The sequence below is a fragment of the Pseudomonas sp. P1.8 genome (genome assembly GCF_001269805.1).
GTDB lineage: Bacteria > Pseudomonadota > Gammaproteobacteria > Pseudomonadales > Pseudomonadaceae > Aquipseudomonas.
On record NZ_LHVM01000013.1, the window covers coordinates 252,058 to 267,179 of the forward strand.

At 61.0% G+C, this 15,122-nt stretch carries 11 protein-coding genes; 1 reads left to right on the forward strand and 10 read right to left on the reverse strand.

What is annotated here, in order from left to right; translation table 11 throughout:
• Positions 1–62: 62 nt before the first annotated feature.
• Positions 63–557 (forward strand): hypothetical protein, encoded by a 495-nt coding sequence (locus AD668_RS12000; RefSeq protein WP_053158908.1) that lies wholly within the window; start codon positions 63–65, stop codon positions 555–557.
• Between the two features lie 110 nt (positions 558–667).
• Here AD668_RS12000 and AD668_RS12005 read toward each other — a convergent pair whose 3' ends face one another.
• The 10 genes from AD668_RS12005 to AD668_RS12050 all read right to left on the reverse strand — a co-directional run bounded on the left by AD668_RS12005 (position 668) and on the right by AD668_RS12050 (position 15,120).
• Positions 668–3,028, reverse strand: a complete 2,361-nt coding sequence (locus AD668_RS12005) for a tetratricopeptide repeat protein (RefSeq protein ID WP_053158910.1) — start codon at positions 3,026–3,028, stop codon at positions 668–670.
• 222 nt (positions 3,029–3,250) lie between these two features.
• A complete protein-coding gene (locus tag AD668_RS12010) occupies positions 3,251–5,764 on the reverse strand; it encodes a fused MFS/spermidine synthase (protein ID WP_053158912.1) in 2,514 nt (837 codons plus the stop codon).
• 198 nt (positions 5,765–5,962) lie between these two features.
• Entirely contained in the window at positions 5,963–7,543 is a 1,581-nt protein-coding gene (locus AD668_RS12015) for an arylsulfatase (protein ID WP_053158914.1), read from the reverse strand.
• Positions 7,544–7,616: 73 nt separating this feature from the next.
• Positions 7,617–8,645 (reverse strand): HAD family phosphatase, encoded by a 1,029-nt coding sequence (locus AD668_RS12020; protein WP_053158916.1) that lies wholly within the window; start codon positions 8,643–8,645, stop codon positions 7,617–7,619.
• Positions 8,642–10,069 (reverse strand): BatD family protein, encoded by a 1,428-nt coding sequence (locus tag AD668_RS12025; RefSeq protein ID WP_053158918.1) that lies wholly within the window; start codon positions 10,067–10,069, stop codon positions 8,642–8,644. The genes AD668_RS12020 and AD668_RS12025 overlap by 4 nt, the downstream gene beginning before the upstream one ends.
• The gene (locus AD668_RS12030) at positions 10,066–11,646 is read right to left on the reverse strand and encodes a VWA domain-containing protein (RefSeq protein WP_053158920.1); all 1,581 of its coding nucleotides are present in this window, start codon (positions 11,644–11,646) and stop codon (positions 10,066–10,068) included. The genes AD668_RS12025 and AD668_RS12030 overlap by 4 nt, the downstream gene beginning before the upstream one ends.
• Position 11,647: 1 nt before the next feature.
• Positions 11,648–12,640 carry a VWA domain-containing protein gene (locus AD668_RS12035; RefSeq protein WP_053158922.1) on the reverse strand — a complete coding sequence of 331 codons (993 nt, stop codon included), beginning with the start codon at positions 12,638–12,640 and terminating at the stop codon, positions 11,648–11,650.
• On the reverse strand, positions 12,627–13,211 hold the full coding sequence (locus AD668_RS12040; RefSeq protein ID WP_053158924.1) for a DUF4381 domain-containing protein: 585 nt from the start codon (positions 13,209–13,211) through the stop codon (positions 12,627–12,629). Before AD668_RS12040 ends, AD668_RS12035 begins: the two co-directional genes overlap by 14 nt.
• Complete coding sequence (locus AD668_RS12045) at positions 13,208–14,143, reverse strand: DUF58 domain-containing protein (RefSeq protein ID WP_053158926.1); 936 nt, start codon at positions 14,141–14,143, stop codon at positions 13,208–13,210. The genes AD668_RS12040 and AD668_RS12045 overlap by 4 nt, the downstream gene beginning before the upstream one ends.
• The gene (locus AD668_RS12050) at positions 14,140–15,120 is read right to left on the reverse strand and encodes a MoxR family ATPase (protein WP_053158929.1); all 981 of its coding nucleotides are present in this window, start codon (positions 15,118–15,120) and stop codon (positions 14,140–14,142) included. Before AD668_RS12050 ends, AD668_RS12045 begins: the two co-directional genes overlap by 4 nt.
• Positions 15,121–15,122: the final 2 nt, after the last annotated feature.

Sequence of the window (15,122 nt, forward strand, 5' to 3'; positions counted from 1 at the left end):
GTGCAGCGCGCATCTGCCATGCTCAACGTCCGTAGCACCGCTCCAATCCAAGGAACACCGCAATGGACGATGTACAGCAACTGGGTGAAATGCTGCGCCACTACGCAGAAAGCGAAGCGCATAAAAAGCAACTGTTCGAGTCTCAGTCGGCGGTTTGGACGACGCGAATCAGTGAACTGTTCGACCAGATCGAGCAGTGGCTGGAACCTGTGAAAGCGCCGAATCTGTTGGAGGTGAGCCGCGAAGCCTATGTCGCCACAGGTCCCGGCATCCCGGTTGAGACCTCGACATTCAAGACCGAGAAGCTGTCTATCGTGATAGCCGGTAAACCGGTGGAGTTCGTGCCCGAGGTGATGGGGGCGGGCGGAGTTGTTTCATTGGGGATCGTAGGCTTGACGGCTGCACGCCTTGGCAGCGTTTCGCTGGTTTGCCAGCCGCCGGCCAATAATTGGCAATGGCGCAAGACCAACGGCTTGAAAGACCCGGATGTCTTTGCGTTCGACGCGAACTTCCTGGCGCAGCAGTTGCAAGGTTTGATACCCCGCAATCGCATTTGAAAGTTCCAGCGATGAGCGCACGCCCGCGAGAGCAATCTACCGTCGGTGTTGATGTTGTGGCTGACGGCCTCTTCGCGGGTAAGCCCGCTCCTGCAGGAGCGGGCCATGGCTCACTTCAGTGCTGGATCGCCCATGTTCATTTTCTTCCAACCCTGTAACAGCACCTGAGCTTTGGATTCCTGCCCGCTATCCAGGTAGTACTGGATCAGCGACAACCGCGCATTGCGGTTCGCCGGCTGCACTTTGAGCAGTCGTTCCAGCTCCTCGCAGGCCTGATCGACCTTGCCGCTGTCATGCAATGCCACCGCCAGCACGTATCCGAACTGGGCGCTTTGTGGCTCCAGTTGCGCGGCTTTGCGCAGGAAAGGCATGGCCTGGTCCGATTTGCCGGCACGTACCAGTGACAAGCCTTGGGTGTGTTGCAGCAGGGCGGCGTCGGGGTGTTCCTTGAGGTTTTGCGCCAGCAGGGCCTGAGCTTCCGGCCCGCGGCCATTGGCCTCCAGCCATTGCACCAGCGTCACCAGTGCCGGGTAGAAGTCCGGATCGCGTTTGAGCGCTGTGCGCAATAACCCTTCGACTTCGCCCGCACGGCCGCTGGCCTGGTACAGCATGGCCAGGTTGAGATTGGCTTCGGCGCGTTCGGCCAAGCTCTTTTGCACCGCTTCATACTCAGCAATTGCAGCGTTCCACGGAGCTTGTGCATTGCCGAGGCCGTTGCGCGCAACGCTGAGCAGATCCCGGGCAACGGCGATGCGCACGGCTTTCACCGGATCCTTCAACAATGGCGTCAGCAACGGCGCACCTTCGGCCGGGGGCAAGAACGCGCTGATCGCATGGACGGCGCTTTCACGTACCTGGGGTGACGGATTTTTCAGGTCATTGGTGGCCAGTTTCAACGCTTGTTCGCTGGGGTACAGCGGCAACTCGGCCAGCAGCGTGGCGCGCTGGATTGCCGGCAGGTTGCTGCGTTGCAATTGCTCGTACAAGGCCTGCGCCGCGCCTGGCTGGCCGTTGCGGATCGACCACAGGCTTTCGTCGTAGCGCGGTGCTTGCTGCGCATTGGCGTTGACCGTGTTCCACAGTTTGAATTGCTCAGTGACCTTGTCCCCGGCCTTGCCCTGGTGACAGGTCAGGCAGGCGTCGGGTGTGCCGAGTTTCTGCGCACGCTCAGGGTTGGGAATGCTGAAACTGTGGTCATGCCTGAAATCATTGCCCATGTAGAACTTGCCGGGCATGTGGCAATCGACGCACTGCGAACCCGGTTGGCCGGGAGCGTGGCGCGTGTGCTCGATGGAATCGTAGTTCTTCGCTTGCAGGCCTTTGCCGTCGACGCCTTCCTCGGTGGTTTTGCCGGCGGTGTTGTGGCATTGCAGGCAGACGCCATTGCCCGCAGCTTTCAACTCGGTGCTGTGCGGGTTGTGGCAGTTGCTGCAACGCACGCCCTTGTCGAACATTTTGCTTTGGGCAAAGGAGCCGTGTTCGAACACCTCGTCCTTGATTTTGCCGTCCAGGGCGTACAACTCCCGGGTCAGCGGACTTGGCAGATAGTCGTCCATCAAGCGGTTGCCGACGGTAAAGCCATCGTCAAGCGGGGCGCGACGTGAGTGGCAACGGGCGCAGGTTTCGATTTCGACGGTGGCGTTCTTGTCCTTGAGGTCGACGGCAAAACCGACATGGATAAGGTCGGTTTTTTTCGCGGTCCATTCCAGGTGATTCGACGCCGGGCCATGGCAGGCCTGGCATCCGACGCCAAGGCTGTTCCATTGGCTGTCGAAAGTGTTTTTCGCCGCGTCGAAATTGCGCTTGTAGCCCGTTGTATGGCACTCCACGCACATGAAGTTGGCGTTCTGGCTCGGTTTGCTCCAGTGCAGCGGGTTCTTGAAGTTCACACCCTGGCCCGGATAGAGATGAAACCAGCGGTGCTTCTCGGTATCCCAGGCCACGCCCAGTGCTTGCAAACGGCCTTCACCGACCTCGATCAGGTACTGCTGCAAAGGGGCAATGCCGAAGGTATAGGCGACTTTGAAGTCGGCATTCTTGCCATCGATGCCCGGTGTGTTGACCCAGAATTCATCGCCTTTGCGCGAGAACACCGTGGTCTCCTTTTCCGCCTTGAATGTGACGTTCTTGAAGTCGCCGAGCATGGTTTCGGCGCTCGCCGGCTGCATTGCCAGTTGGTGGTGCGAGCCTTGCCAGTCCTTTACCTGCTCACTGTGGCAGCCCTGGCATTGTTGCTCGTCGACCATTTTCGCCGGTGCACTGGCGACCGGTTGCGGTTTGGCCGGTTGAGCCACAGGCGTACTCACCGGGACCGGGCGCACAGGCGTTGGCTGGCTGCTCAACAGAAACCAGCCGATGCCTGCGACGGCCAGCAGCAAGATACCGATGGTGACGGGAAACAGGTAGCGGTTAATCAGGTTGGATTGCGAATCAGGGTTTGGGTTTGCAGCGTTATTTTTATGTTTCGGCATTGCGACTTCCGTAGTCCAGATGCGTTTGCCTTGCGGCGCGCGTTGACGCTTGATGCAGCTTTGCCGGATGGTCGGCGTGTGTCAAATGGCGATTACTGGGGAGCAGATGGCCTCATCGCGAGCAAGCTTGCTCCTACAGGCCCGATGTCGATCGCAGTCTATGGACACGACACGAACCTGTAGGAGCAAGCTTGCTCGCGATGGTGGTCTATCAGTCGTCCATTACTCCCCGACAAACCACCGGTAATACGGATTCCCCGCATCCCCGCGCATCACTTCGCGAATGTCCCTGGCCCAGGCATCCCGGTCGCCGTCATAGGCATGCAAACTCGCACGATAGAACTGCATCAGGCGTTGCTGATGGATGTTCATGCGTTCGATGAAGCCGTCGTCGGCGTTGATCAAAGGCGGTGGCTGGTGCAAGTCGAGCAGGACAGGCAGCACACGGCTGATTTCCTTTGAGCGGACCCACGGCGCGTATTCGATGCGCGGCTGATCGTCGGTCACCGCTGGAGCGTCGGCGGCAAAGCGTTCAAGCCCGGCGCGGTCGGTCACCCAGGTGGCGAGCAGGGCGGCAGCGGAACCAATGCCGACGTCCTGCAAGGTGCTGCGCACGCTGTCCTGCTGAAAACGCTGATTGATCTTCGCGACATCCAGCTCGATCGGTTCCATCGAACCCACCAGCAGCATTTCGTGAAACTCGCTGGTCCACAGGTTGGCGTAGGGGAATACGTCGAGGAAGCTGCGCACCAGCGAGCGAGAGTCGTCGATGTTCTGGGTCGGTAGAGGCAGCCATTGCGCGACCACACCCTGCGGTTGCAAACGGCTGGCGGCCAACTGGTAGAAATCGCGGGAATACAGGTTCACTACACCGGCGGCTGAGGGCGGTGGTGGTTCGAGAGTGATCAGGTCGTAGCGTTGCGGGTTGCGCAGCAGTTCCTGGCGACCGTCGCGCAAACGCACGTCCACGCCGGGATCGGCAGCGGCATTGAAGTTGCCCTTGAACAATGGAGCGGCTTTGACCACCGATGGCAGCAACTCGGCTACGACGCGATGCTCCAGGCCCGGATAGCGGGTCAGAGCGCCGGCCGTGATGCCGGTGCCGAAACCGATCACCAGCGCCGAGCGCGGTTCACCGTTGTGGATCATCAGCGGCAACAACGCCTGAATTCGCATGTAGCGCAGGGACGGCATGGCGTCGCCGGTATTGGACACACCCTGAATGTACAAACGCTGGAACGCCCGCTGGCCCTTGCCTTGGGTCACCACGGCGACGGTCCCGCCGCGTCCTTCTTCGTAAAAGGTCAGCGTGCCATTGCGTGCGCCCGGCAACAGGTTGGCGAGTTTGTTGACCGGGGTGAAAACGGCGAACGCCACCGACAGCAAGCCGATGGCGACCACCGCCTGGCGTCGTCCCTTTTTCACCCCGTGCCCTTTACACACGGCCAGATAGGCGATGCCGGCAGCGACAATCGCCAGCAGGCCCAACGTGCGCACCAGCCCCAACAACGGGATCAGGACGAAGCCGCACAGCATCACGCCAACAATCCCGCCCAGAGTGTTGTAGGCCACCACCTCACCGACATTGCGTCCGACCTGTTCGCGGCCGACACTCAAGCGCAGGGCCAGCGGAAACGCGGCTCCCAGCAATAGAGTCGGTACAAACACGATGCTCAGGGCGGCGACTGCAAACCGCACGCTCATGCCCACCAGTTCACTGGCACCCAGCGACAGCACCCAGGATTCGGACACGGTCTGGGCAACGACCAGCCAGCGCCCAAGCAAGGTGATTTCCAGCAATGCAATCAACCCGGCACCAGCGATCAGCAAACCGAACACGCCCCAGGGATCGCGCAGACGATCAACCCGACGGGCCAGTAATACGCTGCCCAAAAACAACCCGGTGAGGTACGTGGCCAGTACCACCGCGAAGGCATAAGTGCGGGTGCTCATGAACTGCACGATGGATTGCGACCAGACCACTTCGTAACCCAGCGCGACGCCCCCGGCGATGGAATACAGCCACAGGGCAAGGCGATCGGGCGTGTGCTCGGCGTGATGTTTGACCGGTGCGTCAACGGGAACCTGACGCTGGCGCTGGAACCACAGGGCACCTGCCGCGGCGAGCAGGTTGAGCATGGCGGCGGCCAGTGCGCTGCCGCGCACGCCCAGTGTGGCAATCAACACAAACGCGGCGAGCAAGGTGCCTGCGATGGCCCCGGCCGTGTTCGCGGCATAGAGTTGACCGCCGGACTTGCCCAGGTGTTGCGGGTCGCTGGTCAGCGAGCGAACCAACACCGGCAAGGTGCCGCCCATCAGCAGCGCGGGAATGCCCACCAGCGCAAACGGCAGCAACCAGGCCAGCAACCCGATCTGTTGTTCCAGCCAGGCAAACGGACTGGCCGCCAGGCTCATGGCAAAGGTCGCACCTACACCCAGCACGGCCACCAGCACTTCCAGTCCCGCGTACAACAGCACCGGATGCTGCATCCGGTCAGCCCAACGTCCGAACAGCAAACCGCCCAACGCCAACCCGGCGAAAAACGCACTGATGCCGGTGGTGATGGCGTACACCTCGACGCCCACCACCAACGACAGCTGCTTGATCCACAGCACCTGGTACACCAGCGCTGCAGCGCCGGAGACGAACAGCAGAAGGGCGGGAATCAGCAGCGCAGGGGAGGCGACATCAGGGGCAGGTATGGCCGACGACTTGCTGGCGACACGTGAGGACATGGATTTGTTGCCTTTTGCCAATTTCGACGTAAACACAAACCTTGTAGGCGCTGGCTTGCCAGCGAAAGCGGTGGTTCAGTCAGTATCTATATCGACTGTAAAGACGACTTCGCTGGCAAGCCAGCGCCTACAGGGGTTGTGTTCGCATTTCATAAATAAGTCCGCCCGCCGGTGAGGGCGGGCGGCGGTCCGGCGGTCTTACTGTGCAGCTTTCATTTTTTCAGCGATTTTTGCATCTACCGCAGCACGCACCTGATCGATGCTGAAGCTGGCCGGTTTCTGGCTAGGTGGATACTCGATGAACGTTTCGAGGAACGCCGCCGATTTGCCGACGGCTACCCCAGCCAGGTAGACGTTCTTGGTTTGCCAATCGTAGTACTGATCGGAAACCACGTCGGCGCGCTCATACGGGTCCATCCGCAGGTTGAAGATCTTCGGTACGCGCAGGCATACGAACGGTTCGCTCCAGACCTTGAAACCACCCGGTGCACGTTGTTCACAGAACACCGCTTTCCAGTTGTCGAAACGCATGGACACCAGCATGCCGTCGTCGTTGAAGTAGTAGAACTCCTTGCGCTCGCCTTTAGGCTGCTGGCCCGTCAGATACGGCAACTGGTTGTAGCCATCAAGGTGCACCTTGAAGTTGTTCCCGCCGGAGGTCGGTGCCCAGCCCTTGAGCAGCTTGTTCTTCACGTCGGCATCGCCAGCGGCCGCCAGCAAGGTCGGGAACCAGTCCATGCCCGAGAACATCTCGTTGGACACTTCGCCGGCCTTGATCTTGCCTGGCCAGCGCACAATCGCCGGTACGCGGTAAGCACCTTCCCAGTTCGAGTTCTTCTCGTTACGGAACGGCGTGGTCGCCGCGTCCGGCCAGGAGAACTGGTTCGGGCCGTTGTCGGTGGTGTAGACGACGATGGTGTTGTCGGTGATTTTCAGGTCGTCGAGGGTTTTCAGCAGTTTGCCGACGTCCCCGTCGTGCTCGATCATGCCGTCCGCATAATCGTTGCCGGGCATGCCGCTTTGGCCCTTCATCGATTCGCGCACGTGGGTGAACAAGTGCATGCGCGTGGTGTTCATCCAGACGAAAAACGGTTTGTCCGCCTTGGCCTGTTTCTCGATGAAGGCTTGCGCAGCGGCGGTGGTTTCGTCGTCGATGGTTTCCATGCGCTTGCTGGTCAGCGCGCCGGTGTCTTCGATCTTGCCGTCGGCGAAGCTGTGAATCACGCCACGCGGGGTGTTGGCCTTGACGAAAGCAGCGTCGTCCTTGGGCCAGTACGGACGTTCGGGTTCTTCTTCAGCGTTGAGGTGGTACAGGTTGCCGAAGAACTCATCGAAACCGTGGTTGGTCGGCAGGTATTCATCCTTGTCGCCCAAGTGGTTCTTGCCGAACTGACCGGTCGCATAGCCCTGGGACTTGAGGGCTTGAGCGATGGTGATGTCACGCTTTTGCAAACCTACCGGAGCCCCCGGAATGCCGACTTTCGACAAACCGGTACGCAGTGGCGTCTGCCCCGTGATGAACGACGAGCGTCCGGCGGTGCAGCTGTTCTCCGCATAATAGTCGGTGAACATCATGCCTTCTTTGGCGATTCGGTCGATGTTCGGCGTCTTGTAGCCGACCACACCCATCGAATAGGCGCTGATGTTGGTCTGGCCGATATCGTCGCCGAAGATCACGAGAATGTTGGGTTTTTCGGCGGCTCCGGCGGTTGCCGAAATCGCCATGACCGATGCTGCCACCAAGGCAAGTTTCGGTATCCACGTACGTATGCGAGTCATCTGACTGGCTCCTTATGCTTACTGGTGTCGCGTGCTGCGACTAACGTTTATTGCGGTCCAGCGTTACGTCTTTTTATTGCGCTTGCTCAGGTGTGGCGGCATCGAACGGATAAATCCGACGCCATTCGGACGCCATGTCAACGACGGTCCAGCCACGGTTTTTGGCTTCGTCCAGGGCCTTGTCCAGACGACCGATCTGCGACTGTCGGTCATAAGCCCATTCGCGTTTGGCGTCGGTGTGGTGCACCAGGCCCATGAAGCGTTTGCCCGGCCCGGCGGCGGTCCACTGCAGCATTTGCAAGTCGCCATCGGAGTTGCCGAAGGCGAGGATCGGACGACGGCCGATGACGGCATCGATGCTCACCGGTTTGCCCGGGCCATCATCGTTATGTGCCAGCTTCGGCGTACGCAGGATCGAGGCCTTGCCATCCTTGTAGTCAAAGGTTGTGACGAATGTGGTGCCGATGACCTGCTCGGGTGGAATGCCATAGACCTTCTCCGCGAAGGCGCGCATGAAGCCGGTGTCGCCACCGGAAACGATGTAGGTCTTGAAGTTCTGGCCGCGCAGGTAATCAAGCATTTCCAGCATCGGCTGGAAGATCATTTCGGTGTATGGCTTGCCGGTTTTCGGGTGACGGGCCTGGGTCAGCCAGGTCTTGGCGTAGTCATCGAAGGCTTCGGTGGTCATTCCGGTGTGGGTGGCGCCGAAAATCTTCATCATGCCTTCAAGGCCACTGGCGGCCAGGGCTTTGTGGTCGTTTTCGAGCACGGCCTGGAAGGGCTGGGTGGTTTTCCATTCCGGGTGCTGCGCCGCGGTGCGCTTGACTTCTTCCAGTGCGAACAGCAACTCGAAGTACATCGGTTGCTCGCTCCACAGGGTGCCGTCGTTGTCGAACACGGCAATGCGGTCCTCGGGTTTGACGAAGTCCTTGCTGCTCTGATCCGTCACGGTCTGCACGAATTCGATGATGCTTTTTTTCGACGGGCCGTCATTCCAGGACGGCAGTGGCTCGGCCGCCTGGACCAGCAACGGCAAGCTGAGGGCCAGCGTCAGCAAAAATTTAAACCCGTGATAATGGCGGGGTGATATCGGGCTCATCATCGGAACTCCTTCTCGTGAACAGGGTTGAGTGGTCGCAATGCGGGTGCGACTGATTCAGTATTGTGTTCAGCCAGACTATGCAGCGTAGACAAGGATCGCTTGAGTTGGCGCAACGCTTGATCACTGGTTGGCTCGCGGCCGTAACAGGCACGCAGGAATGTTTGCAGGCGCGGACCGAGTTGAGTCAGCTTTAGTCCGCGGCCAATGCGGCGGGTCCAGAGGTACAGGGCACTCATTTGTGGTGGCTGGCCATCGATCTGGGGTGGGATCTGCCGCCAGGCGTAATCGGCCGATTCCAGCCAGGCAGTGTGTCGGGCATCGCGTCGCGCTTGCCACGCCAGCCAGACGCGATGCACTAACGGGCGGATAAACCACGCCACGGCCAGTACCGCCAAGAGTACTGCCAGCCACCCGAGCCAAGGCGCAGAAAGGTGCAGGCGGTTTTGCTGGCCGAGATTTTTCAGGTCTTCGGTGATCGAGAACACCGGTTTGTAGGCGCTGTTGGCCGTTGCGTCGAACGTCACCGCCGGCACTTGCGCGGTGCGGGTCTGGCGGCTATTGGCGTCCCACCATTTCACTTCGATGGCCGGCAAAGTGAAGTGGCCATCGGTGTCGATTCGATAGATCACGGTGTCGATGCGCTGACCGCCGTTGAAGTTGCCGCGCCCGTCATCGAGATTGCCGATTTGCGGGCTTTGCGGATAACGGCTCAGACCGTTGACGTCACCCAGTGCGGGCGTGGGCAATGCCATCGCCAGCGCACCGTCGGCCTGCAAGGTGAGTTCCCGGGTGAGGCTGTCGCCGACTTTCAGCGGTGTGGCCGAATTGATTGTCTTCTGGGTGAACCGCAGCCCCTGCGCGACCAGCACCGGTTCCCCGGCCTGGAACCCCGCAGGTTGAGCCGCAGTGAAGTGCAACGGCTGGCTCTGGGCACTCAGCTCGCTGGTGGCCTGACCCGGCATTGCTTGCACGGTCAGCGCCGGAATGTCGAAACCCTGGGCCAGGTTCGGTGTGATCAGGTAGCTGTAGCGCATGCCGTTGAAGGATTTGCCGTCGAGCGTCTGGTTGATGTGTTCGGCATGGCCATCCGGTGGCATGACCAATGCGCCGGGCAACGTCAGGCCGGGAAGGGTGGGTGCGCTGGTGAACCAGGTGTCGGTGAGGACGTCGAGTTGCAGTTCCACGAGGCTGCCGACCATGATCGAGTCCGCGGGTTGCAGGCGGGACTGGATTCGCAGTTCGGGATCGGCGGCCAGGGCGTCGAGGCTGATCAGGGTGATGAGCAAGGCGCCGAGTTTAGTGGTGATGGATCTGGCCCCATCGCGGGCAAGCCCGCTCCCACAGTGGATCTGTGTGAACCGCACCCCCCCTGTAGGAGCAAGCTTGCTCGCGATGGCCTCAACGCGGTCTCTCAGGCAAATCATGGTTTTCCCCCCGCCTGATCCTGCAAACTGAACTTGTGCTTGAGAAACTTCGCTGGCGACGTCGTCAAATTCTGCAACCACTGCTCATCCGAAGCGGCCTGTTCGGTCTCGACCGATTTGCTCTGGCCCTTGCCGGGTGCCTTGTCCATTTTGATTTCGTCGGGCTTTACCTCCGGCGCATTCTTTTCAGCGTCTTCGGTGTCTTTCTGCAAAGCGATGGCCAGTGCAAGGTTCGCGGTGGCTTCGGGAAACTGCGGCTGTAGTTTCAAGGCCTGGGTGTAGGCGGCGATGGCTTGGTCGAACTTGAAGCGACGCACGTAGATGTTGCCCAGGTAGAAGTAAGCCTGAGGGGTATTCAGGCGGGCGAAGCTGGCCAGTGCCAGGTCGAAATCAGCCGCGTTGTAAGCCGCCACGCCTTTCCAGTATGGATCGACAAACAACGCCGCCGCCTGGGGGAAATGCTGATGCTCGAAGGCCCAGCGACCTTGCTGGTCCCGGGTGAAGAACGCATCGGTGAACGCATTGGCTTGGGCCGGTGTCGGTTGCAATCCAAGGCCCGCCGCCAGCAGCAGACCGGCCATCCAGTTCAGGCTCCAGCCTTTGCGCACGCTGAAGAAAGCGATCAACAGCAATGGCCAGCACAACCAGTAACCGGCGTCTTTCCAATGAAGCTCGCGCTGTTCGTCGCTGGCCGACTGGAAGTGTTGTTGTGCGTGCAGTTCGATCCAGTCGAGGTCGTCATTGTCGAGGGTCAGGCTGCCCAGCGGCGCGTCGAGTGTCGAGGCCAGCTGCTTGATTGCCGACTGATCGAAACTGCCAAGTTGCGGGCGACCGTTGCTATCGATGCGCGGCTGACCGCTGGCGTCGTGGATGATGCCGCCGTCGCTGCTGCCGACGGCGAGGATCAACACTTGCAACTCGCTGCCCTGCAGCTTCTTGTCCAGCCCGGCCAGTGCCGAAGTATCCGCGCCGTCGGTGATCAGCAGCAGGGTGCCGGGGGTCTTTTCTGCCGCAAGCAGGCGTTTGGCCTGGTCGATGACGGCCCCGACGTTTTTCCCCGGCTTGCCAATCAGGTCGGTACTCAGGGCCTGGATGAATGTGTCGAGCAGGGCCGGATCGTCGGTGGCCGGCAATACCAGATGCGCGCTGCCCGCGTAGGCGATCAGGGCGTTACGCGCTCCGGCGCGGCGTTGGATCAGATCGTGAAGCTTGTGCTTGGTGGCCTCCAGGCGACTCGGCGAAATGTCGCTGGCGTCCATCGACGGTGACAGGTCAACGGCGATGATCAACGGCGCGCGGTTTTCCAGAAAGTCCGGGCGATCCTGCTCCCAGGTCGGGCCGGCCGCGGCGATGGCACCCAATACCAGCAGCGCACAGACCAGATGCACCGGGCGCAAGCGCTGCTGGTCTTGTGGGGTAATCAGCAGGTGCGGCAACAGGTGCTCGGCGATATTGCCGCGCAGGCGTCGTTGCAGGTCCCGGCTGCGTCGCCACAGTACCGGCAGTAACGCGCCAAACACCGCGAGCAAGAGCCAGAGCGGTCGCAAGAAATGGAAATCGCTGAGATTGATGTCCATTTCAGGCCTCTTGCCGTTGACGTGCTTGCACAAGGCGGGGGCGGAGCAGGGCACCCAGGTGATAAAGCGCCAGCAGCGCAATTGCCGCGCCCAGCGGCCACCAGAACAGATCGCGTTTGGGCTGATGACTGAGGGTTTTCACCTGATGCGGGGTGAGTTTGTCGAGGGTGCTGTAGACCTGATCCAGCGCATGGCGGTCTTCGGCGCGGAAGAATTGCCCGCCGGTGGCTTTGGCAATGTCTTGCAGGCCCTTGAGGTTGACCTTGGCTTCGCCTTCGGCATTCGGATCACCAATGCCGATGGTGTGAATCACCACGCCCTTGGCGGCGGCCATCTGGGCGGCGTGGTCCGGGGTGATTGCGCTGCTGGTGTCGTTGCCGTCGGTGAGCAGGATCAGCACTTTCTCCTGTTCGTGGGCTTGGTCGAGCAGCTTCAGGCTCAGGCCGATGGCGTCGCCGATGGCGGTGTTGGGGCCGGCCATGCCGATGCCGGTGTCATCCAGCAACAGTGACAGGCTGGCGTGATCGAGGGTCAGCGGCGCCTGCGGATACGCGCCGCTGCCGAACACGATCAGGCCGAGGCGATCTTCCTTGCGCTTGTCGATGAAGCCATGCACCACTTCCTTGACGGCGGCGAGGCGATTGATTTTCTGCCCGTTGGCGTCGGTGAAATCGGTGGTTTCCATGGACTGGGAAATGTCGATGGCGAGCATCAGGTCGCGCACCGGTTGTTGGCGTTCGATAGGTTGCTCGACGAACACCGGGCGACTCGCTGCGATCAGCAACAACGCCCAAACCAACAGGTTCAGCAACAACTGCCAGTGATTGCTGCGGGTGCCGGCCTGGCTCGGTGCATGGCCGACCGCACGGCTCATGGCCGCGAAAAACGGCACGCGCACGGCGCTGCGGGCTTCGCGGTAGTCAGGCAGGTAGCGGTAGCCGAGCCATGGCAAGGGCAGCAGGATCAACAGCCAAGGGTAATCAAGCTGCCACATGATGATGCTCCACCCAGGTTTTGCAGGTGACGAACAGCTGCTGGCGCTGGTCGTTGGGCAAGGCCCGCAATGCGGCGTCAGGCGCATAGGCCAAGAGTGCCAGTTGCTGGCTGAAATCAGCGGGTAGCGGCTGCTTACAGTGCCGCTGCAAAAATGCCTGCCATTGCTCTTTCCCCAGCGCCGCAGGATTCCCCTGTAGGAGCGAGCTTGCTCGCGATGGCGGTGTGTCAGTCGATATTGAGTTCGAACGTGAGGCCCTCATCGCGAGCAAGCTCGCTCCTACAGTGGGTGTGGCAGGCATCGAGATCGCGACCCGCTTGAGCAATTCGGGAAGTTCGCGCAACGCACTCAAGTCATTGCTTCGTTGCTGTAACTCCGCCAGACGCGCCAGCGCCTCGCGCCGATAGCGATCCCGTCGCCATTGCCAGTAGCGCCGCGCACTCACCAGCACAACAACGGTCATCAACAGCCCAAGCAACGCCCACCAACCCCAGGTCTGCGGCGCGTAACTGACCGGCACCGGCAGTGCCAACTCCTTGAGTTGCTCAATGCTCGGAACATTCGGGTTCATCGCCGTCCTCCGGCAAGCTTGCCCAATTCAGCCCGCAGTTGTTCCTGGGCGTCGGTGGCGGTGCTGAACATCATCAGCGGCACTTGGCTGCGCCGCAGCAGCGTGGCGACGTCCTTGAGCCGACCACTGAGAAAGTCCCCCAACGGCTGATGGACCTGACGCCGATCCACCGCCAGTTCCACCTGCAATTGCCCTTGGGTAATCAGCACGCGGCCATTGTTCGGCAGGTTCAGTGCCAAGGGGTCGTAGACCTGCATGGCAATCACATCGTTATGCGCCGCCAGTTGCCGCATCAGTTGCAAGGTGCGTTCACCGGCCCCGGCAAAGTCGCTGACGATGCAGATCAGATGATCGTGACCGGCCACCGCGAGGCAATGCTGCAAGACCTTGTCGAGTTGATCCTCGCCTTCGGCATCCGGGTTGGCGGCGTTCAATGCCTGGTTCTGCTGAACGATGCGGTTGCACAGCGCTTCGATCCGCTTGCGGCTGCGCAGCGGAGCGATGCTGTCGATGCGTTGATCGTTGAACACCAGCCCGCCAACCCGATCCCCGGCGTTGAACACCATCCACGCCGCCAGAGCGCCGAGTTCGGCGGCGACCGCCGATTTGAAGCTGCGTTGCGAGCCAAAAAACATCGACATGCGCTGATCCACGAGGATCAACGCCGGACGGTCACGCTCCTCGGTGAAGGTGCGCACCACCGGTTTTCCAGTGCGCAGCGAGGCGCGCCAGTCCAGGTGACGCAAATCATCACCGGGCTGATAGCGACGCAGCTCGTCGAAATTCAAACCTCGGCCACGCAAGCGTGACGCGTGATTGCCGGCCAGGATGCTCCCCTGGGGCTGACGCGCCAGAAAACTCAGGTCGCGGGCCTTGAACTCCAGGGCCATCAACTGCGCCAGAGAGACATAGACCAGGCCGTCCGCGTTCACGCCGGTATCGCCACTTTATCGAGCAAGCGATCGAGCACCTGATCGGCCGTCACGCCGTCGGCGACGGCGTCGTAGCTCAGTTGCAAGCGATGGCGCAACACTGGGTGGACGACGGCGCGCACGTTGTCCGGCGACACAAAATCCTGGCCCTGCAGCCAGGCATCGGCCCGCGCGCAACGGTCCAGGCCAATACCACCGCGAGGGCTGGCGCCAATGTTGATCCAGCGCCCGAGATCGGTGTCGTAGTCGGCCGGGTGGCGCGTGGCATTGATCAGGTCGATCAGGTAACGGTCGATGGCAGGGGAGACGTGCACCGCGCTGACTTCTCGGCGTGCGGCGAAAATCACCTCCTGGGACAGAGCGAAGCCTTGCACCGCCGCGGTCCTGGCGCCAAGTGCCTGTTCCTCTTCGCGCAACAAACGAAGCACCTGGCTCTCGTTTTCCGCGCTCGGATAATCCAGCAGTACTTTCATCAGGAAGCGGTCCATCTGCGCTTCCGGGAGCGGGTAGGTGCCTTCCTGTTCGATCGGGTTCTGGGTCGCCACCACGATGAACAGGTCCGGCAGCGCATGACTGTTCCCGGCCACGGTGATCTGCCGTTCTTCCATGGCTTCGAGCAACGCGGCCTGGACCTTGGCCGGGGCGCGGTTGATTTCGTCGGCGAGAATCAGGTTGCCGAACAAGGGGCCGGGCTGAAAACGGATCTCGTTTTTACCCTCGACCTGATGCAGCACTTCGGCGCCGGTGATGTCCGATGGCAGCAAGTCCGGTGTGAACTGGATGCGGCTCATTTTGGCGTCAAGGTGCTTGGCCAGTGCCTTGACCGTGCGGGTCTTGGCCAGGCCGGGAAGGCTTTCGAGCAGCAAATGTCCGTTGGCCAAAAGACCGACGAGAATTTGCCGAATTACCTGGTCCTGGCCGAGTACGGCTTCGGCGATGCTGGCTTGCAGGGCATTGAGATCGTTGAGTGCGGTCATGC